Raw genomic sequence first — 19,723 nt, forward strand, 5'->3', positions numbered from 1 at the left:
GAATAGCAAACGTGTATATCAGGAAAGCGACACCGGAAGATGCGGATAAGGCAGCCGTGTTGACCCGGTTAGCGATTAAGGAAATTGCAGAGGTTTTGACAGGTGAAAAGGAAGAAGAAAGAATACTTTCCGTTCTTGCCGATTTGTTCAGGAAAAGTGGGAATCGGGTCAGCTATGAAAATACGCTTGTCAGTGAACATGATGGACAAGTATCTGGATTGATCATTGCTTACCATGGCAAGGATGCCGAAAGCTTGGATGAACCGATAGTGAAACAATTAAGGATGAAAATGAAAGACCCAAGCGTTACGCTCGATAAGGAAGCGGAAATGAGAGACTTTTATTTGGATACAGTATCCGTTGACCCGAATTTTCAAGGAAAAGGAATTGGTAGTGCACTAATTCAATATGTAGAGGGATACGCTAAACATAAGGGATATCCAAGGATTTCTTTAGTCGTTGAAAATGAAAATGAAGCGGCGAATCGTCTCTATAACCGATTAGGATATATAGAAATGAAAACCATTTCGATTAGCGGCCATGAATTTCGCTATATGGTAAAGGAAATAGAAGAACCTCCTGTTTAACAGGGGGTCCTTTTTAGTCATTTGAAATTTGACAATGTATGCGATTACATTTGCTGTCCATTCATGGCGGCCCAATCAGCGTAAGTTCCGGTGCCATTACAGCCGGGACAGTCGTGTATATCGGAAAAATGATATTCCGTAGGTACGAAGGAGCTGTATCCACGTCCGTAACAATCCGGACAGAGGCCTTTTTCCTCCATACTTGCTCGATGTTTTTCTAACCTTGTAGCATTCCAGGCCGATATAGAGTTAAATAAACCCATTTCCTCACCTCATTTGTTTTTCCTTATTTTTCTTTTTTTAATGAACTTTTATTCATGGAACTATGAAAAATCCGTAATTCCTTCCACTATATTTTTATGAAAACCAAGGTAAATTGGTGAGTGGTTTTGTGGCAAGGCCTCTATTGTGGTAAAATACAGGCTAGCATAAAAAAGAAAAGAGAAGATGATATGAAAAAAACAGCACCAGTTGCTAAAAATGATATTATAGAGGTTTTATTTGAAGATTTAACACATGAAGGAGCTGGCGTCGCTAAAGTCGATGGCTACCCGATCTTTGTCCAGAGCGCCCTTCCTGGTGAAAAAGCAAAAATTAAAGTGTTGAAGGCTAATAAGGGTTATGGCTTCGGACGCTTGATGGAGATTATCGAAAACAGTCCATACCGGATAGAGGTCACACCTGAAGATTACCCTAAATACGGTGGTTGTCAGCTGCAGCATATGAGCTATGAAGGACAGTTGGAATTCAAGGAAAAGCAAGTACGTGAAGTGATGACACGCATCGGGAAACTTGAGGATGTGAAGGTTCACCCGATCATCGGGATGGAGAATCCAACCCATTATCGCAATAAAGCGCAGGTGCCTGTTGGTGAAAAGGATGGCAAGCTGATAGCGGGGTTCTTCAAACCGCGGACACATGAAATTGTTGAAACGAAAGAAAGCATTATCCAAAATGAAGTGATCAATGAAGCAGTTCAAGTTGTTAAAGAAATTTTTAGTAAACTTGGTATCCCTGCTTACAATGAAGAGACTCATAAAGGTGTATTGCGGCACATCATGGCCCGTTATGGCAAGCAAACAGGCGAATTAATGATTGTTCTCGTTACAAGAACGAATAGTATCCCTTTCATCGAAACCATCACGAAGGAAATCGTTGAACGTCTTCCACAAGTGAAATCCATCGTTCAAAACGTGAATTCCAAGAAAACGAATGTTATCTTAGGTGATAAAATGACTGTACTATGGGGCGACGAAGTGATCCATGATATGATCGGTGATGTGAAATTTGCGATTTCAGCAAAATCCTTCTACCAAATCAATCCGGACCAAACGAAAGTCCTTTATGATAAAGCTCTTGACTATGCAGGGCTGACGGGTGAAGAAACAGTGATAGATGCCTATTGCGGCATTGGAACCATCTCTTTATTTTTAGCGAAAAAAGCGAAAAAGGTAATCGGTGTCGAAGTGGTCGAAGAAGCGATAGAAGACGCACGCCGCAACGCTGAATTGAATGAAATCTCAAATGCAGAATTCATGGTTGGCGATGCAGGTAACGTTATTGCTGAATGGTATCAAAAGGGCAACACTGCGGATGTCATCGTTGTGGATCCGCCTCGCAAAGGTTGTGAAGAATCCCTTCTGAATACGATCATCGAGATGAAACCTAACAAAGTCGTGTACGTATCATGCAACCCAGGCACTCTGGCGCGCGATCTTCATATCTTGGAAGAGGGCGGATATAAAGCAGTTGATATCCAGCCTGTCGATATGTTCCCTATGACGACACATGTTGAAAATGTAGTGTTATTAGAGTTGAAATAATGAAATGGGACACAGTCTAATTGACTGGGACCTCAGACTGTAGGAAACTCGATGGAAATCGAGTTTCCTACAGTTTTTTTGGCTTGTACAATTTGGACGCCCTTCAGGCTCCGCCGGCGGTCCGCCCTCGGCTTGCGCCTGCGGGATCTCCCTAGACGCGCTTTTCCCGCAGGAGTCTCGCACCTTTCTCTCCATTCAACTTTGTTATAACTTTTAGATAGAAACCATACCTGAGGAGTTGAAGGTGTTGCTTTGGGTCAGTTGGTTCGGGAACATCATTTGATGAATGATATGTATTCCGAACCCCTTTTGCCTACAAACTGTGGGTCCCGGTCTAAATGACCAGGACCTTTTTACCGTTGTTGAATTGAAGTAAAGGGAGGCGGATTTTTTTTTTTTTTTGCATTTTATTCTTGACGCTTTGACTTGGACATATAGTAAGGAATATGAAATGTGAGGCAGGTGATTTTATTAATATTCAAAAAGCGGTGGCTGTAATTGTTGGTAGCTTTTTGGTGGGTATTGGAATCAATGGTTTTTTAGTTCCTCATCATTTAATAGATGGCGGCGTTATTGGGATTGCACTCATCCTTCATTATTTCTTTGGTTTTCAAACGGGGCTATCCATGTTGATCCTTAGTATTCCTATATTTTTATATGCCTGGTACTATGAACGGCCTTTTTTCTATAGCAGCGTTCACGGATTGCTTTTGACATCCCTTTTTATGGATTGGCTAAATCCATTGAAAAAGGTCTTTTCCGTTTCGATACTAACAAGCTCTTTGATTGGCGGAGCCATCATAGGGATGGGCATAGGTCTCATGCTTCGATATGAGACAAGCAGCGGGGGAACGGATATGTTAGCCAAAATCATCTCAAAATCTACCTCCATGGATATTGCATTGGCGATTATCATCATCGATACACTAATCATTTCATCAGCAGCATTCACCCTGGGGATTGAAATTTTTCTTTTTTCATGTTTGACGATCGCTATCATTGGACTGATCACTTCGCTTATGAAAGTGAAGGAATGAATATATAATCAGTTCCTTAAGATATGGGCTACGTCATCTATTGCCTTTTGCAGCTTTTCGCTATTTTTGCTAAACATCTCTTTAGCTTCCTTTGATTCAGTTCCAAGAGCAAACAACTCTAAGTCCGCTTGGCATTTTTTCATAGTCGCGAGCATAAGAGGTTTTTCTTGAGGAGAAGGAACTTTAAGTTTATCATCAAAAAGGTCGACAGTTAATTCTCCGTTAGAATTAGCTTGACCAAGAAAAACATTATCGAGGATCACCCCCAACTTATCTAGTTCAGTATGAAGCCAATTTCGGTTCAGTCCAATCGTGGAAAGTGGTTCATCGAGTATGCTGCCGTCCATAATGATGGTTTGTGGCTCCTTTACTGCAGCCACTGACAGGTTAAGGTCCTTAGCTGTTAGAGGTTGATTTTGCTTCTTTAACATTACGGAAAAGTCCCCGTTGGCTTCCAATAAGGCAAACTCGACTTCAGAAATATCGAAGACATCCTTTTTTCGGAGCAATCCCAATAATTCATCGATGGTATATTTCTCTTTTTTTAAATTATCTTCCATGACTTTCCCATCTTTGATGAAAACCGATGCTTTTCCTTCAATAAGATCACGGAAAGTTTTACTTTTTAAGGATATTAATCCTGCAATGAAGGGTGCAATGGCAAAAACGAGAATGGACAGTACACCATGAATAATATTGCCCTCCACTTTCGTAGCTAACTCTGCCCCAACATTACCAATGGTTATGCCCGTTACATATTCAAAAAAGGAGAGCTGGGACAATTGTTTTTTTCCTAACACTTTTGTGATCAAAAAAAGAACAATTAAAAAGAATAATGAACGTAAAAGAATTTCTATCCAATCCGGCATTACCAAACACCTCCTGCTTGATCATTGTTTTTAAAAACCTTTATATTGTGGTTCTTCCCGTTCTAACTCGCCCACGCGCTTCTGTACATCCTTCATAACTTCATTAACCACCAGCATCGTTTCATGCAAGATGCGTTTAGAATCTTCATCTTGAGTCCGGAGTGCTAAGCTGGATAAGCCTGCTTCGACTCCTTTCAGGCTAGATACACATTGTTTTACATTAGAAGCTATCGTCATGCAGTACCCCCCTTATCCTTTAGGTCTAAAAATAATCGCTTGGAACACTCCAACTGTTCATCCCGGCACTTATTACTTCAAACATGTCAGTTACAACAACCGAACAATCCATTCTTTTCTTTTCCGCATCCGCTAAAGCCTCCGAAACAATCTCCGCAGCCACGAATGTTCATCCAGTATGAGCAGGCGTGTGTGTTTGAATACTTCAAACCTTATCTTGCCTGATTACACAAGTAAACCATGGTTGTGATTCACTCATATTCAATCGATACGGCATGGGCAATGCATGGGATCGTTTCACTTTGTTGAAAGGATAGGGGAGATAACAAAGCACCGGTGGCCACGACGAGCATTCGTTTTATTTCCCCTTTTTTCATGCGATTTAATAAATGACCATAAACGACGGTTGCGGAACATCCTGGGCCACTTGCCCCGGCCAGGACCGGTTGACCATCCCTGTATATCATTAAACCGCAATCTTTATATTGCTCTTCTTTAATCGGCGTACCGTGTTTTTTAAATAATGCCAGAGAAACTTCATGTCCAATCTTTCCTAAATCCCCGGTCACTATCAAATCATAATAGGATGATTCGAGGTTTCTTTCTCTTAAATGGGCTTCAATCGTATCTACAGCGGCCGGGGCCATGGCACCACCCATATTGAAAGGATCAGTCAATCCCATGTCGATGACACGGCCTATCGTAGCTGAAGTGACCCTTGGGCCTTCCCCGGCACTGCTTAATAAAGCCACTCCGGCCCCTGTAACGGTCCATTGGGCTGTCGGAGGTTTTTGCCCTCCGTATTCAGTTGGGTAGCGAAATTGCTTTTCTACTGCGGCGTTATGACTTGATGCTCCAGTCAATAAGTACTCTGCCCCTTTGGTATTGACAAGGTAAGCACCAAGCGCCAATCCCTCCATGGAGGTGGAGCAGGCACCAAATAAGCCGAGATAAGGTGTTCCCAGTGTTCGGCAGGCAAAACTAGTAGGGGTTATTTGATTGATAAGGTCGCCTCCAAGGAAAAATTGAATCTGTTCCTTCTGAAGACCCGCTTTTTCGATTGCTTTTGTACTCGCTTCTTCCAATAAGACTTTATGTGCCTTTTCATAGGTATCTTGATTTATCCATAAATCGGAATGTAGAAGATCGAAATCATCCGCAAGCAAACCGTCTGCTTCAAATGGACCGCCAACGGTTCCTGTGGAGACGATGACAGGCTTTTGATCAAACACCCATGTGCGATGCCCCGTAAGCATTATAAACCACCTCATTGTATGAGTATTGTCATTACCAGTGCTGTAATAAAACCAAGGAATAACATTTAAAACGATGTATTGAAAAAGGAATGAAAAAAATTATTTTCCTTATGGATTAAAGATATAAAAAAGGTTGGTTGCCTCAACCAACCTTTTTTATTTAAATGATTATTGTTTATATTGAGGTTCCTCGTTTTGAATTTCTTCAATGCGGGGAGTGATACTGTCCACAATCGTTTGTGTTTGTTGGGCAGCTTGTTGGTATAGTTGTTTGGCTTGCTCATTATCTGTGGAAAGGGCGAAGGTTTCAAAGCTTGCTTGAGCGCTTTTTAGCCCTGCTATAGTTGTTTTGACATCGTTTATTACTGTCATATATGAACCTCCCTAGTTTTGTAACTGCCTTATTAGAGTAAGGAAAAAATGATTATCTATACCTTCCAAATTTCTCTAGGAATTGAATTGAGTGACTAGCTCATTCCATTAATCAAACGTTTGATTAATGGAATGAGAACAGGCGGAAGCATTGTTAAACCATATATTCGTTGCACAAATCGTTTTATTATTTAATTATTGACCGAATTCAGAATTTTAAATATAATTATAGGAAACATAACGTGATTACGTGAGGTGATGTGACATTTATATTATGGATGATTTATATAATAGAGTTGTTTTTGAAATTTCATCTGAAGAAGTGATAAAAGGACTGCTATTCCATAAAAGCAAACAGGAGTCGGAAATTGAATCGATTAAAGGTAAAATTCACAAATATGAGCAAAAACGAAGAGCTCAGGAAGCTTGGTATCAATCCCTATCACCATTTAAACGTTTTTTTACAGGGCGTGCACCAAGTCATCATCAGGCAGTTGAGCATTTGGTGAATGTTAAAAATAGATATAAACAAATCGAGAAACTGAAACAAGGGGTCGCTTTTTTAAATGAGGTGATCGGTTTACTTGAAGCTGAACCGGAAAAAAAGGAAATGAATTTACCATCAGACATCATTAAAGAAATAATGGCCTGGCAGAAAGCGGAGGGAACGCCAAGATGACTCTGGAAACGTTAAACGCTGGCTTGGATACGGTTTGGGTGGTTCTGACAGCAGCCATGATACTATTGATGGAGGGCGGGTTTGCCTTATTGGAGGCAGGGTTCGTCCGTACGAAGAATAATGTGAACATCATCATGAAGGTTTTTGCCGATATTACGATCGGAACGCTTTGCTATTTCGTCGTTGGTTTTGGCTTAATGTATGGAGCTGATGCATTTGGAACCATCGGAGCAAGTGGCTTTCTGCTGAAAGGTGATTTGTCGCACATCGACCTTACGATTTCCATGGATGCATTTTGGTTATTTCAAGGGGCATTCGTCATCGCCGTTATTTCCATCGTTTCGGGAGCAGTTGCGGAAAGGATTAATTTTCGGGCGTATCTTATTTTTGTCGTAATGATGACGGCATTCATCTATCCGATTGCCGGTCACTGGGTATGGGGTGGTGGCTGGTTAAGCGGGCTGGGCATGCAGGACTTCGCAGGGTCTGCGGTCATTCATGCACTAGGCGGTTTTTCTGCACTTGCGGCTGCCATTGTAATCGGTCCGAGAGCAGGTAAATTCACTTCACGGGGGACTTGCTCCATTTCGCTGCCGAGTAATCTCCCACTGGCATCTGTTGGGGCATTCCTTTTATGGTTTGGCTGGTTTGGGTTTAATGCAGGAAGCACCTTGCAAGCCACAGATGGACGCATTGGCCATATTGCCATTGTTACGATGCTCTCAGCTGCATCAGGGGGAGCGGCGACCTTGCTTTATACATTATTTAGGTATGGTCGTTCGGATGCCCCTTCCGTCATCAATGGCTCACTTGCAGGTCTTGTCGGGATTACAGCTGGATGTGCATTCGTTAGTGATCTAGCGGCGTTACTGATTGGAGCAGTTTCTGGAATGTTGATGTTAGCTGCGACAAATTGGTTGGAAGCCCGAAAAATCGATGATCCGGTTGGTGCCTTTCCTGTTCATGCGGCATCAGGAATGTGGGGGACGATAGCGGTAGGGCTTTTCTCCACTGAAAACGGATTGTTTGCAGGTGGGGGATGGCATTTGCTCGGAATTCAAACGTTAGGATTAGTGGTGTTATGCATCTGGGGCTTTTCAGTGACATGGCTCGTTTTTAAAGTTATAAATGTTTGGCTGCCTATAAGATCCACTGAAGAAGAAGAAGAACTCGGGTTGGATATCAGTTATCATGGCATCATGGCCACACATACCTCGCCGGAGTTCATCAAGGTAGAGGACTACTATAAGCAGGATGAAGAATTGACAAGGTAATGTTCTATAATACAATGGTAGAATCAAGTAAGAGGTGAATTTTAAAATGGGTGCATGCAATCTTAATCATTCGGAACAAGATGTCAGGCTGAAATTTGAGAGTCAAAAGGCATTTTTACCAACCGAATTGAGTCAAACATTAAATCGATATCTTGAAAAAGGGAATTCGCAGGAAACATTGAATGAACTTTTTCATCTATTGAAGAAGTATGACTTGTCTACCCAGGAGGAACAGGAATCAAGAAACGAAAAGTTGAAACGGATAATGTTGTAAACGTGAAAGAACGGGAGTGCAGAATGGCTCCTGTTCTTTTTTTTATTATGGGAATATCTTCTTTTAAACGATTTAAGGGATTCCGCGGGAATGTGGCTGGTTCCTATTTTTCTTTTAATTGGACGCATCAGTAATTGTAACGACTTTTTTAAAGAGGATAGCAGGATTCACATTTAAGGCGGCGAAAAACAATTGTGTATATTACACATGATAATAATGAAATCGTAAAGCTCTGTAACCGAAATGGTGTTCCTTTAAAATGGATGGACAAGAGTTTAGTGGACCTTTAAAGATTTAATCAATCGATTGATTAAATCTCATGTACTGACTTTCAGAGCCTTCCATAAAAGCATGGAGAAAATAAAAAAGCGGGAGCCCATAAGGAGCTCCTGCTATTTCTTTAAAAACCATCATCTGTTGCGGTGAAGGGGATGTTTAGGTTTCTTTCCACGGCCCGAAGTCTTTGATTTAGCCTGTTTAACCTATTCGTATGTCGCTGGTCCGTTTGACTTAACCTGGTGATTTCCTGGTTAATGCGGTTCACTTCCCGGTTTATCCGCGTGATTTCTTGGTTCTGCCGATTGAGTTCCCTCGTTTGACGCTCGTTTTGACGCTCAAGTTCCCGGACTCTTCTTTCAAGTTGTTGAGGCTGCCTTTCAACATCGAATTGGTCTGGCACCTGGCTATATGGATTTTCTTGTACCTGCTGAAGGTTCCAATCTTGCTGTGGCATATAATCAAATCGTTCAGGCTGTTGGAAATATGGGTTAAAATTAGACTGAAAGTACTGGTGATTTCCATTTTGTTGTGGAAAAGGATAAAATCCGTATGAATTCATGGCCAACTCTCCTTTTTAAATCAGGATGGATACGTTATAACTTATGTAAGTTCCGGTGAAGTGACTAGGCGTTAGCCCATATGAGTGGGGAAAAGAGGTAATTTACAGAAAAAATTTCAATAAATTTGCAGAAAACATCCGGTTCCTATATCGTTTAGGATAGGAGAAATTCTTTTATCCATCTTGAAACCAATCCCAAGGATAATCCGTATATAAAGAAAAGAGTGTAAGTCAGGAGTGTAATGATTATGAATCGATTTCTTGCTGATTTTGTTCCGATATTGATTGCATTTCCAATGGTTTTGCCAGTTTGGATGATTAGCTTTTTTGCATTGAATCAACCGTTTGCCCTGTCCGTTGTCATATCTTTAGCAGGAGGGGTGCTTGCATACTGGCTAAGTTCCGTATATTTTTCCTCGCGATACCTCAAAAAACATGAATTGACTAGAAAAGAATATCAATATATAAAGAAAAATTTAATTGAAGCAAAACCGAAGATATGGCGGGTGCAAAAGGCACTAATCTCGGTCAGGCATATCTCTTCTTTTAAACAGAGGAAGGATATGATTAAAATGATCAGGAAAATATTTAGTCTGACAAAAAAAGAACCGAAGCGGTTTTACCAGGCGGAACAATTTTATTACTCCCATCTGGATTCCGCCATGGAGCTTGCGGAGAGATATGTTTTTTTAGCACAGCAGCCAAAGAAGAATAGGGAACTCGAACTTTCCTTAACAGAGACTCGTAAAACTTTAAAGGAACTCACTAATACGATAGAAAAGGATTTATATAAAGTGATTGCCGATGATATCGATAACCTTAACTTCGAATTGGATGTTGCTAAGCAATCCATTAAAACTAGGAAAGAGTCACAAGTAATTGATGAAAGCAGGAGGTTAAAATGAATAACAATGATCCAAACCTGTTGAATAAAACGAATAATGCCAGTTTGATCGATGATCTTTTAGCCAATCCATTTGATGGGGTGCAGGAGCTGGAGAAAGTATCTTCCCAGGAAGTGAAACCGGTTAAACTGATTGATGTCATTCCTGAAGAGAACAGGGCAAAGGCTTATCAGCTTGCCGAACAAATCGACCCAACGAATCATCAGGCGATGATATCCTATGGTACACCCGCCCAATCAAAGCTCCTGACCTTTTCTAATTCCATGCTTGAGCATGTCCAGAAAAAAGATGTGGGTGAAGTGGGTAACATTATCAGTGATTTAATGAAAAAGTTAAACGAGCTGAGCCCGGATGAGCTAAAACCGGATAAGCCCTCTTTCTTTGCGCGTATGTTCGGGAAGCTCTCGGGATCTGTACAGGAGGTGCTATCCAAATATCAAAAAACTGGGGCCCAAATTGATCGAATCAGTGTGAAACTCGATCGGAGCAAGAATATCCTGTTATCGGATATCGTAATCCTTGAAAAGCTATACGAAACGAATAAGGATTACTTCCAGGCATTGAATGTCTATATTGCAGCTGGGGAAATTAAACTCGAAGAACTCCATGAGAAAACGATTCCGGAGCTCAGGAAGTCCGCTGAATCAAGCAATGATCAAATGAAGTTTCAAGAAGTCAATGATATGCTGCAATTTGCTGAACGGTTGGATAAAAGGCTTCATGATTTGAAATTGAGTCGTGAAATCACGATTCAAAGCGCACCGCAAATCAGGCTGATCCAAAACACGAATCAGGCACTAGTCGAGAAAATCCAATCTTCGATCATGACAGCCATTCCGCTTTGGAAAAATCAGGTTGCGATTGCATTGACCCTGATCAGGCAAAGGCATGCCGTAGAAGCGCAAAAACAGGTTTCCAAGACTACGAATGACTTGTTATTGAAGAACTCTGAGATGCTGAAAACCAATACCATTGAAACGGCTAAAGAAAATGAGCGCGGACTTGTCGATATCGAAACATTAAAGCGCACTCAAGCTAATTTGATTTCCACGCTTGAGGAAACCATGCGGATTCAAGAAGAAGGAAGGCATAAACGCCGACAAGCCGAACAGGAATTGGCATCAATGGAAAATGAACTGAAACAGAAACTATTAGAGATAAAGGGATAAGGGGAGATAACATGGAAACTATCGAGGCTATAAAAACGAGAAGAAGCATTGGAATCGTTAAGCAAGATCCGGTACCTAAGGAAATGATCGAGCAAATCATTGAAGCTGGAACGTATGCGCCCAATCATCATCGAACGGAGCCTTGGCGTTTTTTTGTATTGACTGGAGAAGGAAGAAATAAACTTGGCCAGGTATTTGAAGAAATCACAAGAATTGAAAATGCTGGTGATACCCCTGAAAGTTTAATCAGCAAACTCGAAAGGCAAAAAAAGAATCCATTAAGGGCTCCAGTCATCATCGCAGTGGGCATAGAGCCTAGTGATAAGAATAATGTCCTTGTGGCAGAAGAATATGCTGCAGTGAACAGTGCCATTCAAAACATGCTTCTTGCAGCACATTCCCTAGGTCTGGGAGCAGTATGGAGAACGGGGAAAATAACTTATCATGAAAAGGTCCGTGAATTTTTCAATTTATCCTCTAAGGGAGAGGTATTGGCTTTCATATACTTGGGTTATCCTGACATGGAGCCGAAACCTGCTAAGAAAACACCGTTTGATGAATTGACCACATGGATCGGATGAAGGATTGAGGGGGCTGCATCAGTGCATGGACACTGATGCAGCTTTTTTTTATTGCCTTTAATAAGGCTTCCTTAAATCTGCTTTTAATGAAAGGGATGTGGCTTCGTCAAGCTTCGTTTCAAGTGACGATTGATGAATTAGGTTGTACAATACATAAGAAGAATAAATTTTGATGAATTAGGATGTGTCTATAGATGAGAACGATTGATCCATTTGAGATACTCGATGGAAAAGCTATAAAATATTTGGATGTTTTTGGCGTTGAGGATGGAATTGCTTTAAAGAGTAAGTACGAAGATAAATCGTATTGGATATATGATTATTATTGCATGCATCAGACTTGTGATTGCCAGGAAGTATACCTTGAATTCGTTGAGGAGCTTAAAGGCAATAAACAGGCGGGACAGCATTTTGGAGTGAGGGTTTCTTTCGGGGATAATCAATTTGTCCTGGAGGATTACAATATTTCCAAGCAAAAGGCGATGGATATCGCGGAAGATACGTTAAAGTACAGTAAAGATGTAATGGAGTTATTTAAACGGCGGTATCAGCAAATGAAGGATAAAGGCACGCAAATCATCATGGAAAGTGCAAAGGCAGCTAAAATGCCGCATGTTCATACAGAACCAATCATTGGCAGAAATGAACCTTGTCCATGCGGAAGCGGGAAAAAATACAAAAAATGCTGCGGCGCAGCTTAACATCTTGGAAGCTGACTCGATTCGGAGTCGCTTCTTTTTTATTAGGAGGAAAGCGCATGCTTGGAAAAAATAGAGTAATAAATAAAAAACATGTGGCATAAAACGAACGTTTGTTCTATAATAAGAGTACCAGATAATAACACAAAAAGAAATAAAAAGTAGTTATTTAGACGGAATTTTCCAAAAACTTCTTTTTTATTTTCGTAAATCTGGTATATATAAGAGAGAAGAGTTTTTTGATCTCATCTCTTTCAACGGTAGACGGCAACCAGACGGGATGAAAATCCCAACACTGATGGCAGTTTAACTTATTGAACGAAGGAAGGGGTAATCAAATGACAAGAGAAAAAAGATTAATACCTTACAAAGTTCTTGAAGTAATGGAAACGGTGAAAGAGAAGATTCCTGAGGGTGTCGAACTTGTGAAAGCACCGGCAATTTGGGAAAAAAGCAATTATGGTGAGGGCGTGGTAGTTGCCGTCATCGATACAGGCATTGACAAGGGACATCCAGACCTCAAAGAAAGAATCATTGGTGGGAAGGATTTTACCAATACCGGGGATTATCAAGATGATAACGGACATGGGACACATGTAAGCGGTACGATTGTGGCTGCCGTTAATAATGCTGGTGTAGTGGGAGTGGCTCCGAAAGCTAGCATATTAGCGTTAAAGGCCCTAAATGGTCAAGGACAAGGCGATATAGATTGGATTAATGGAGCTCTAGAGTATGCAATCAATTGGCGGGGACCTAATGAAGAAAAGGTTTCGGTTATTTCACTTTCACTTGGCGGACCTCCGGATGAGGCTGAACACAAACTCATTCAAAGGGCCCTTCAGAACGATATCCTTGTTGTTTGCGCAGCTGGAAATAGTGGTGATGGACGTCATGAAACAGATGAATTGGATTATCCAGGAGCATATCCCGAGGTAGTGGAAGTCGGAGCTGTGGATTTAAGCAGAAATTTAGCGGATTTTTCAAATACAAATGATGAAATTGACTTGGTGGCGCCAGGGGTTGATATTCTCTCTACGTATCCAGGAAATAAATATGCCAGGATGAGCGGAACATCAATGGCTACGCCTCATGTAAGCGGTGCAGCAGCTCTTTTGAAAGTGATTGCTGAAAAGGAATTTGACCGCAATTTAACTGAAGCGGAATTATATGCACAGCTGGTGAAAAGTACGGAAGATCTGGGAATAAGCAAAAAAGCACAGGGTAATGGACTGCTTAACTTAACGATAACGGAACAAAGAGTTGAAAAATCGATTAAGATTACCATAGAATCAGAAAACCTTCAGTTACCGAGTAAATCGGTTGTCATGGAATATTAGAAGAGAAAAAAGGTGCCTCAAGAAATTGGGGCACCCTTCCATAATGATTATTTTTTAGTTTTCCTTAGAGCTGCAAAAAGCGCTACAATGGACAGAATTAGTGAAATGACAGCCAGAGTGATGATCAGCGTTTGATTGCTGTCATCTTCTGTTGTTGCTGCATCCTTTGAATTGTCAGTTGTCGTGGAATCATTAGTGCTAGCTTCATCTTTGTGACCATGGTCCGCAGGTTCTGCATCAGCCTTGGGCGCTACAGAAATTTCCGTTACGGAATGCGGGAGGTCTGAGCCTTCATCACCGCTCCATTCAACAATTTCACCATCTTCGTAATATTGAAATGCATCCCAGGCAACGATCATTTCTTCTTTAGGATTTTGTGCTACGAAAGAGAATTGCTGGAATTGTCCAGCCGCTATTCCTTCATCAGTTGCTGCCCAAGTTACCGTTTTTACATGTCCATCTTTGTCACCTTCTGTCGTTACTTTCCAACCCGGTACAGGCTGATAGCTTTCAAAAGTAACCCCTTCAGGTACTTTTAAAGTCACCTTTGTAGTGGCAGTTTCTTTTTCTACGGGTACTTTAATTGTATAAGTTTCCCACGCCTCAGGTGCAGATGAACTAGGCTTGACTGTAACGTGTGCATACGCCGATCCGGAAAAAATGAAAAATGCAGCAAATGTGGTAATAAGTAGCTTTGAAATGTTTTTCATTAGTATAAATCCCTCCTGTTATGAATTCCCTATGAAAATTATAAAATCAGCATTGATTGAATCCAGGCTTTCAGTTAATACGTGAACATGGATATTCCATTTTCCAGGCATGGTTAATATAGACTTTGATGTAAATGTACCTGTGTTTTTCTCCTTCATCTGCAGCTTTATTTCACCGCGTGGCGTATCTAATGGCTGCATAGTGATTGTAAGCTGCTCTATTTCAGCAATTGGCTTGCCTTCTTTGGAAAGATTTACTTGAATCAGGTTATCCCCGACTTCATTGGGAGTCACCATTAATGTAACCTCATTATTTTCTTCAGTCCGTAACGTCTTTTCAATGGGCCCGGGAGAAGACGTGGCAGTTTGGACATTTGTCAATAGAGCTGCAACGAGAAGTATGACGATCCCTAAACCAAACTCCATTCCCACACTATAACCAAGTTTTTTGGTTTGCTTTTTCCCTCTAAGAAAATGAAAGCCTCCTAAAAGGATCATGACTAACATGAGACCGATTTTTGCTAGTAACAATTGTCCATATGTTGTGTTAAACAATGAATGGATAGTAGGTACATGCTGTAAACTGCTATATATCCCGCTAATACTCAGTATGATTACAATCAGAAATGCCCATTTGGAAAACCTTGAAATGATCGACCAGTAAAATGTTTTCTTATCTTGTTGGACTGCCTGCCGATCGGCAAGCCCAGGCAAAATCACCAATAAGGCCATAAGGCCGCCGAGCCATAAAGCCATGGACAATAAATGAAGGAAATCCATCAAAACGGCCAAAACCTGATTAGGAACGGCTGCTGTATGTCCAGTGAAAGCCTTACAAATCATCAAGCTGGCAATTATAATGAAAGAAATGAAAGGTAGTGATTTATTCAAAGAGTTCTCGAGCATGAAATAAATTACTAAAAATAGAAGGAGCAATAGTAGAATTTCAATGATCCAGACCGTTCCAAAGTTTGTAGCATTCAATACTTCTTTTATATAACTCACTTTAAATGCATCAGTCCAACCTACGCCAGCATCGATCGTAACTTTTAAAGGCAGACTGCAGAAAATGGAAAATGCTAAACCTGCATATGAAAGCCATAGGTATAGACGGGTTCTTCTGCTGGCTTTAAAAAGTCGAGAATCCTTCATTAACGATAACCTGAAAAAAAGGATTCCGGTTAGGGCAGCGAAGCATATGTATTGGAGACTTTGCAGGATAACATGGATGGAATTCGGAAAACTTGCATTCACTTCGGAATTTTCTTGGTCTGAAAGGCCAGCTGATTCTCCGAATTGAAAGGGAATTGTTCCTTCAATGGGGTGGCCATCACTCGAAACCACTCTCCATTTAATGTAGTAAATCCCTTCATTGATAGTGTCCTTCCACTTAGCTTCCAGTATTTTTTCACTTTGTTCCGAGATTGTACTGTCTTGAATTTGAATTTTGTCCCCATCTTGGCTGAATACCTCAAGCGAATGGAAGGCTGGTTGTATATTCTCGCTGAATTGAATGCTGATTTTTTCAGGAAGAGTATCCATCGCTTCATTCGGGCTAGGATTAGAGCTTATTACAGTAGCATGACCAGAAGCCATTGCCGGGTATAAAAGCAAACTGAATAGGCTGACTACCAGCCATAAATATTTTTTCATCTTGGTGTGCCATCATCCTTTCATCAGATTATGTAAGCTTATTATAAAAGGAAAATGTGAAAAAACAGTGAAAATAAATTAGTTATCTAAAGGCAGTTTAAGAGGTTCGCTAAAAAAGTGATAACAATAAGTTTAGATTGGCCAGTCTTCCTCCATCATAGCCAAAATATTGGTTGGGGATTCCACTTTGCACCAAAGCATCAATAGGCATCATATTGGTTTAAACCCCATTAAGAAATAATTAAGGTTCCTTTAGTAACCTGACTCTATCATGTTTGCAGGAATTATAGGAGGGATAGGCTTTGATAAAGAGGGGATTAAAAGAAAAAAGTGTGAAGGTGATCTTGGTTGGTTCCCTTGTGGGGATGGGAACATCCACTTATATGCCCGAAACAGGGGCTGCGGAAGGCACTTCTGTCATTCTGGAAGAGGCACAAACGGTAAATAGTCTTTCAAAGCTAGAAATAGAGGGTATAGCACTGGAGCAAAAATTTTCAGAAGATGTACACGATTATCGTTCAGCAGTCGGGAATGATGTGGAAAAGATCACCTTGCTTGCAGCAAGTCCTAACGAGAATGCAGTCATATACGTGAATGGTGTCAAAATGAAAGATGGTAAAGCAAAGGATTTAACTCTTCAAACTGGCATGAATACGTTTGAAATCACCGTCAGCGATGGGGAAAATGAAACGGTTGCCTATACTCTCAAGGTCGAAAAACTTGAAAGTGATGATAACCTTTTAACATCGATTGGATTATCAAAAGGCTCATTAACATTCGATTCTAAAGTGACAGCTTATAATGCTTCAGTTGAAAATGAAGTCCAGTCCGTTACGGTAACTCCGACATGGAGTGACAGTACGGCAATTGTAAAGGTGAATGGAAAGGATGCAACCAGTGCCGGTGTAAAGGTTACCCTTCCAGTCGGTAAGACAACGGTGAAGATTATCGTTACAGCAGAAAATGGAGAAGAAAAAACATATACACTTACGATTACGCGTGCCGCAGCCAAGGAAACCGAATCGAAAGATGCTCCTAAAGAGGGTGAAGTTCAAAAGGAGCCCTCATCAGGAACAAGTAAAGCTTAACCTTCCTCAGATGAGGGGAATAAATCATCTTTAACATCAGCGGAATCCTCCAATAATCAAAAACCAAGCAGTGGTGTCAGCGAAGTACCAATAGCACAGCAAATTGAAAGTATTTCAACACAAAAAGTGAAAACGGATTCTGTTGAGTAATGGACCAGTGTTGAACAGTCTGACGGTATCATCCGGCGTATGGAACAAACCTTTTGAATCTAATGAGCATACCTATCATATCGAGGTCGATAATGATATTTCTTCAATCGAAATGTATGCAACGACAAATGCCAGCGGAGCAACGATTGAATATGACGGTGCGAGCATTGCAAAAGTGAAGATCAAGGATAAAGCGAAAACGGCCATTTCCGTTACCGTTTCAAAAGATGGGGAGCGTCGTACTTACGTCCTTGTTTTCGAAAAGGACATGGATGTTGAAATGGATGAGGAAGAAACCGTGGATGATGTCAAAACAAAAGAGGTGGAAGTTGAGGCAGCGCAAACGAGTACAGCTGGTATACGGAGAGCGAAACATCCAATGATTCAGGAGGCCAGATTAATGGGAAACAACCTGTTGAGACGGTGTCATTCTTTGGGAATATAAAGGATTTCTTCACCTCCCTGTTAAAATAGGATGGTTTTGAATCCTGCAAAAAAAGGACAAGGTTCAGGCTTGTCCTCGAAATTCATATTTATATGGGCAAAATGATTTGGACCTCGGTTCCTTGGTTCAGTTCACTGTTAAAGCGGACCTTTCCCCGATGCGCCTCAATGATTCGGCAACTGACTGTCAGTCCTAATCCGGTTCCTTTTTCTTTTGAAGAATAGAAAGGCTCTCCAAGATGTTTTATGCGGTTTTTTTCTATTCCGCTTCCATTATCTTTGATGGTGATGGAAAGGTTATTGTTCATTCGTTCGAAATCAATCCAAATGTGGTCGGCGGATGCCTCCATGGAATTCTTGAGCATGTTTATGAAAACTTGTTTTAATTGGTTTCCCTCACATAATAGAAGCGGTATTTCATTTTTGACAGATATTGATATTTGGGTGGGGTACGAGTCCGCCTCTGGTTTCAACAAGGTTTTGACATCATTCATCAGGTCGATGATTTGATGTTTGCTGAATGGAAGTTCCTGTGGTTTTGCCAGAACGAGTAACTCGCTTACAATAAGATTGATCCGGTCCAATTCACTTAACATGATCGTGTAATATTGTTCATAGGGATGGTCGCTCTTTTTAAGCAGCTGGACGAAACCTTTTAAAGAAGTCAACGGATTTCGTACCTCGTGGGCTACACTTGCGGCAAGTTCGCCGACTATCGATAATTTTTCGGTTCTTCTTAAGCGTGCTTCGGTTTCTCGAATTTGAGTGACTTCTTTAGCATAAGTAATGATTCCGACTAAATCCTCGCCAACCATCATCGGGACAAACGTACAAGAAAGTAAGATGGACTTCCCGTACTTCGTCAGGAATTCTATATCTTTCCCTTTTTTGATCCCCTTTTGGTTTTCCATGACATATTGGCATGATGTACGGATCAATTCCGCGTCTTCTGCTGAAAAATTCAAATTAATGAATGAGGCGCCATGTATTTCTTCCTGTTGAAAGCCTGTTACCGTTTCAAACCTTGGATTCACGGTCGTGATCATTCCGTTTAAATCAAGCATCAGCATCGGATAGGGGTTGTGTTCAAACAATGATTTATAGCGTTGTTCACTATCGAATAATTGATTCTCTGCGACAACCCTTTCAGAAATATCCCTGCCAATGACAACTAAGCCTTTTCGTGAACCATCCTCATTGAACAGGGGTACTTTAATCGTATCAAAGGTCTTGTAATTGCCATCGGGAAGTGGGATATTTTCCTCACACCTTGTGATTTCCCCTTTTACCCACGTTTCTTCATCGGAAACTTCACAGTAGATCAACGACTCTTTATAAAATTCGGAGTATTCTGCGAGCTCACTGTCTCTTTTCCCCTTATAATCTACATGTTCCAATTGAAATAATTGCAGCCCGAAGGTATTGGATTCAAGCCATCGGCCATCACCATCCTTGAAGTTAACGAAATCCACCATTGAATTGATTAGTGTACGCCGACGTTGTTCCGCTTCTTTTAATTGTTTGAATTCTTCCCTTTTAGCTAAATAAAGATATAAGATCAAGCCTATTGATAAAAGGAAAACAAAGCCTTCCGCTCTTTGAAGTTGAATGAAGACCTCTTTGTTATGGATATTTGTAGTTAAAAAATAGTCGAACACGACTAATGTAAGAATCCCGGATAGGATATATATTGCTAAGATGGAGCGTTTGGACATGGAGATTCTCCCTGATTTTAAGACATT

At 40.9% G+C, this 19,723-nt stretch carries 22 protein-coding genes; 13 read left to right on the plus strand and 9 right to left on the minus strand.

From position 1 onward, the window contains the following. Positions 1–11: 11 nt before the first annotated feature. The 3 genes from Q8G36_RS03855 (at position 12) to Q8G36_RS03865 (ending at position 3,447) form a co-directional block, all read left to right on the plus strand. Positions 12–587, plus strand: a complete 576-nt coding sequence (locus Q8G36_RS03855) for a GNAT family N-acetyltransferase (protein ID WP_305159060.1) — start codon at positions 12–14, stop codon at positions 585–587. Between the two features lie 452 nt (positions 588–1,039). Further along, positions 1,040–2,410 (plus strand): 23S rRNA (uracil(1939)-C(5))-methyltransferase RlmD, encoded by a 1,371-nt coding sequence (rlmD, locus tag Q8G36_RS03860; RefSeq protein ID WP_305159061.1) that lies wholly within the window; start codon positions 1,040–1,042, stop codon positions 2,408–2,410. A 446-nt stretch (positions 2,411–2,856) separates the two neighbouring features. Continuing rightward, on the plus strand, positions 2,857–3,447 hold the full coding sequence (locus Q8G36_RS03865; protein WP_305159062.1) for a YitT family protein: 591 nt from the start codon (positions 2,857–2,859) through the stop codon (positions 3,445–3,447). An 8-nt stretch (positions 3,448–3,455) separates the two neighbouring features. Here the strand turns inward: Q8G36_RS03865 and Q8G36_RS03870 are convergent, their stop codons facing one another. From Q8G36_RS03870 to Q8G36_RS03890, 5 genes are all read right to left on the minus strand, one after another. Next, entirely contained in the window at positions 3,456–4,316 is an 861-nt protein-coding gene (locus Q8G36_RS03870; RefSeq protein WP_305159063.1) for a DUF421 domain-containing protein, read from the minus strand. A 30-nt stretch (positions 4,317–4,346) separates the two neighbouring features. After that, positions 4,347–4,553: a DUF1657 domain-containing protein gene (locus tag Q8G36_RS03875; protein WP_305159064.1), complete on the minus strand. Its 207-nt coding sequence runs from the start codon at positions 4,551–4,553 to the stop codon at positions 4,347–4,349. A 25-nt stretch (positions 4,554–4,578) separates the two neighbouring features. Then, positions 4,579–4,716, minus strand: a complete 138-nt coding sequence (locus tag Q8G36_RS03880) for a hypothetical protein (RefSeq protein WP_305159065.1) — start codon at positions 4,714–4,716, stop codon at positions 4,579–4,581. 88 nt (positions 4,717–4,804) lie between these two features. Next, positions 4,805–5,809 (minus strand): stage V sporulation protein AD, encoded by a 1,005-nt coding sequence (gene spoVAD / locus Q8G36_RS03885; protein ID WP_305159066.1) that lies wholly within the window; start codon positions 5,807–5,809, stop codon positions 4,805–4,807. Positions 5,810–5,977: 168 nt separating this feature from the next. Further along, entirely contained in the window at positions 5,978–6,181 is a 204-nt protein-coding gene (locus Q8G36_RS03890; protein ID WP_057278507.1) for a DUF1657 domain-containing protein, read from the minus strand. Between the two features lie 274 nt (positions 6,182–6,455). Here Q8G36_RS03890 and Q8G36_RS03895 point away from each other — a divergent pair, with 274 nt between their 5' ends. From Q8G36_RS03895 to Q8G36_RS03905, 3 genes are read left to right on the plus strand one after another with little or no spacing between them, the layout of a single operon-like run. Continuing rightward, positions 6,456–6,860 (plus strand): hypothetical protein, encoded by a 405-nt coding sequence (locus Q8G36_RS03895; protein ID WP_305159067.1) that lies wholly within the window; start codon positions 6,456–6,458, stop codon positions 6,858–6,860. Further along, positions 6,857–8,134: an ammonium transporter gene (locus Q8G36_RS03900; RefSeq protein WP_305159068.1), complete on the plus strand. Its 1,278-nt coding sequence runs from the start codon at positions 6,857–6,859 to the stop codon at positions 8,132–8,134. Before Q8G36_RS03895 ends, Q8G36_RS03900 begins: the two co-directional genes overlap by 4 nt. A 46-nt stretch (positions 8,135–8,180) precedes the next feature. Further along, entirely contained in the window at positions 8,181–8,408 is a 228-nt protein-coding gene (locus Q8G36_RS03905; RefSeq protein WP_305159069.1) for a hypothetical protein, read from the plus strand. Positions 8,409–8,808: 400 nt separating this feature from the next. Here the strand turns inward: Q8G36_RS03905 and Q8G36_RS03910 are convergent, their stop codons facing one another. Continuing rightward, positions 8,809–9,141: a hypothetical protein gene (locus tag Q8G36_RS03910; protein ID WP_305159285.1), complete on the minus strand. Its 333-nt coding sequence runs from the start codon at positions 9,139–9,141 to the stop codon at positions 8,809–8,811. Between the two features lie 353 nt (positions 9,142–9,494). Here Q8G36_RS03910 and Q8G36_RS03915 point away from each other — a divergent pair, with 353 nt between their 5' ends. The 5 genes from Q8G36_RS03915 (at position 9,495) to Q8G36_RS03935 (ending at position 13,936) form a co-directional block, all read left to right on the plus strand. After that, on the plus strand, positions 9,495–10,151 hold the full coding sequence (locus tag Q8G36_RS03915; RefSeq protein ID WP_305159070.1) for a 5-bromo-4-chloroindolyl phosphate hydrolysis family protein: 657 nt from the start codon (positions 9,495–9,497) through the stop codon (positions 10,149–10,151). Beyond that, the gene (locus tag Q8G36_RS03920) at positions 10,148–11,320 is read left to right on the plus strand and encodes a toxic anion resistance protein (RefSeq protein ID WP_305159071.1); all 1,173 of its coding nucleotides are present in this window, start codon (positions 10,148–10,150) and stop codon (positions 11,318–11,320) included. Before Q8G36_RS03915 ends, Q8G36_RS03920 begins: the two co-directional genes overlap by 4 nt. A gap of 11 nt (positions 11,321–11,331) precedes the next feature. Beyond that, positions 11,332–11,901 carry a nitroreductase family protein gene (locus Q8G36_RS03925; protein ID WP_305159072.1) on the plus strand — a complete coding sequence of 190 codons (570 nt, stop codon included), beginning with the start codon at positions 11,332–11,334 and terminating at the stop codon, positions 11,899–11,901. A gap of 194 nt (positions 11,902–12,095) precedes the next feature. Then, positions 12,096–12,602 carry an SEC-C metal-binding domain-containing protein gene (locus Q8G36_RS03930; RefSeq protein ID WP_305159073.1) on the plus strand — a complete coding sequence of 169 codons (507 nt, stop codon included), beginning with the start codon at positions 12,096–12,098 and terminating at the stop codon, positions 12,600–12,602. A gap of 335 nt (positions 12,603–12,937) precedes the next feature. Then, complete coding sequence (locus Q8G36_RS03935; RefSeq protein ID WP_305159074.1) at positions 12,938–13,936, plus strand: S8 family peptidase; 999 nt, start codon at positions 12,938–12,940, stop codon at positions 13,934–13,936. Positions 13,937–13,983: 47 nt separating this feature from the next. Here Q8G36_RS03935 and Q8G36_RS03940 read toward each other — a convergent pair whose 3' ends face one another. Both Q8G36_RS03940 and Q8G36_RS03945 read right to left on the minus strand, forming a co-directional pair. Beyond that, entirely contained in the window at positions 13,984–14,646 is a 663-nt protein-coding gene (locus tag Q8G36_RS03940) for a YcnI family protein (RefSeq protein WP_305159075.1), read from the minus strand. Positions 14,647–14,664: 18 nt separating this feature from the next. Continuing rightward, positions 14,665–16,299, minus strand: a complete 1,635-nt coding sequence (locus Q8G36_RS03945; protein WP_305159076.1) for a copper resistance CopC/CopD family protein — start codon at positions 16,297–16,299, stop codon at positions 14,665–14,667. 302 nt (positions 16,300–16,601) lie between these two features. Here Q8G36_RS03945 and Q8G36_RS03950 point away from each other — a divergent pair, with 302 nt between their 5' ends. After that, complete coding sequence (locus Q8G36_RS03950) at positions 16,602–17,387, plus strand: cadherin-like beta sandwich domain-containing protein (RefSeq protein WP_305159077.1); 786 nt, start codon at positions 16,602–16,604, stop codon at positions 17,385–17,387. Positions 17,388–17,544: 157 nt separating this feature from the next. Further along, a complete protein-coding gene (locus Q8G36_RS03955; RefSeq protein WP_305159078.1) occupies positions 17,545–17,982 on the plus strand; it encodes a cadherin-like beta sandwich domain-containing protein in 438 nt (145 codons plus the stop codon). An 88-nt stretch (positions 17,983–18,070) separates the two neighbouring features. On the opposite strand, the gene Q8G36_RS03960 is transcribed toward Q8G36_RS03955, so the two are convergent. Next, on the minus strand, positions 18,071–19,696 hold the full coding sequence (locus Q8G36_RS03960) for a PAS domain-containing sensor histidine kinase (RefSeq protein ID WP_305159079.1): 1,626 nt from the start codon (positions 19,694–19,696) through the stop codon (positions 18,071–18,073). Positions 19,697–19,723 lie beyond the last annotated feature (27 nt).

The sequence above is a fragment of the Peribacillus frigoritolerans genome (assembly GCF_030676415.1).
Taxonomy (GTDB): domain Bacteria; phylum Bacillota; class Bacilli; order Bacillales; family DSM-1321; genus Peribacillus; species Peribacillus frigoritolerans_A.

Coding starts and splice junctions, on each gene's coding strand:
- rlmD (WP_305159061.1), top strand. CDS start 1,040: ATGAAAAAAACAGCACCAGTTGCTAAAAATGATATTATAGAGGTTTTA.
- Q8G36_RS03865 (WP_305159062.1), top strand. CDS start 2,857: ATGAAATGTGAGGCAGGTGATTTTATTAATATTCAAAAAGCGGTGGCT.
- Q8G36_RS03870 (WP_305159063.1), bottom strand. CDS start 4,316: ATGCCGGATTGGATAGAAATTCTTTTACGTTCATTATTCTTTTTAATT.
- Q8G36_RS03875 (WP_305159064.1), bottom strand. CDS start 4,553: ATGACGATAGCTTCTAATGTAAAACAATGTGTATCTAGCCTGAAAGGA.
- spoVAD (WP_305159066.1), bottom strand. CDS start 5,809: ATGCTTACGGGGCATCGCACATGGGTGTTTGATCAAAAGCCTGTCATC.
- Q8G36_RS03890 (WP_057278507.1), bottom strand. CDS start 6,181: ATGACAGTAATAAACGATGTCAAAACAACTATAGCAGGGCTAAAAAGC.
- Q8G36_RS03895 (WP_305159067.1), top strand. CDS start 6,456: ATGGATGATTTATATAATAGAGTTGTTTTTGAAATTTCATCTGAAGAA.
- Q8G36_RS03900 (WP_305159068.1), top strand. CDS start 6,857: ATGACTCTGGAAACGTTAAACGCTGGCTTGGATACGGTTTGGGTGGTT.
- Q8G36_RS03905 (WP_305159069.1), top strand. CDS start 8,181: ATGGGTGCATGCAATCTTAATCATTCGGAACAAGATGTCAGGCTGAAA.
- Q8G36_RS03910 (WP_305159285.1), bottom strand. CDS start 9,141: ATGCCACAGCAAGATTGGAACCTTCAGCAGGTACAAGAAAATCCATAT.
- Q8G36_RS03915 (WP_305159070.1), top strand. CDS start 9,495: ATGAATCGATTTCTTGCTGATTTTGTTCCGATATTGATTGCATTTCCA.
- Q8G36_RS03920 (WP_305159071.1), top strand. CDS start 10,148: ATGAATAACAATGATCCAAACCTGTTGAATAAAACGAATAATGCCAGT.
- Q8G36_RS03925 (WP_305159072.1), top strand. CDS start 11,332: ATGGAAACTATCGAGGCTATAAAAACGAGAAGAAGCATTGGAATCGTT.
- Q8G36_RS03930 (WP_305159073.1), top strand. CDS start 12,096: ATGAGAACGATTGATCCATTTGAGATACTCGATGGAAAAGCTATAAAA.
- Q8G36_RS03935 (WP_305159074.1), top strand. CDS start 12,938: ATGACAAGAGAAAAAAGATTAATACCTTACAAAGTTCTTGAAGTAATG.
- Q8G36_RS03940 (WP_305159075.1), bottom strand. CDS start 14,646: ATGAAAAACATTTCAAAGCTACTTATTACCACATTTGCTGCATTTTTC.
- Q8G36_RS03945 (WP_305159076.1), bottom strand. CDS start 16,299: ATGAAAAAATATTTATGGCTGGTAGTCAGCCTATTCAGTTTGCTTTTA.
- Q8G36_RS03960 (WP_305159079.1), bottom strand. CDS start 19,696: ATGTCCAAACGCTCCATCTTAGCAATATATATCCTATCCGGGATTCTT.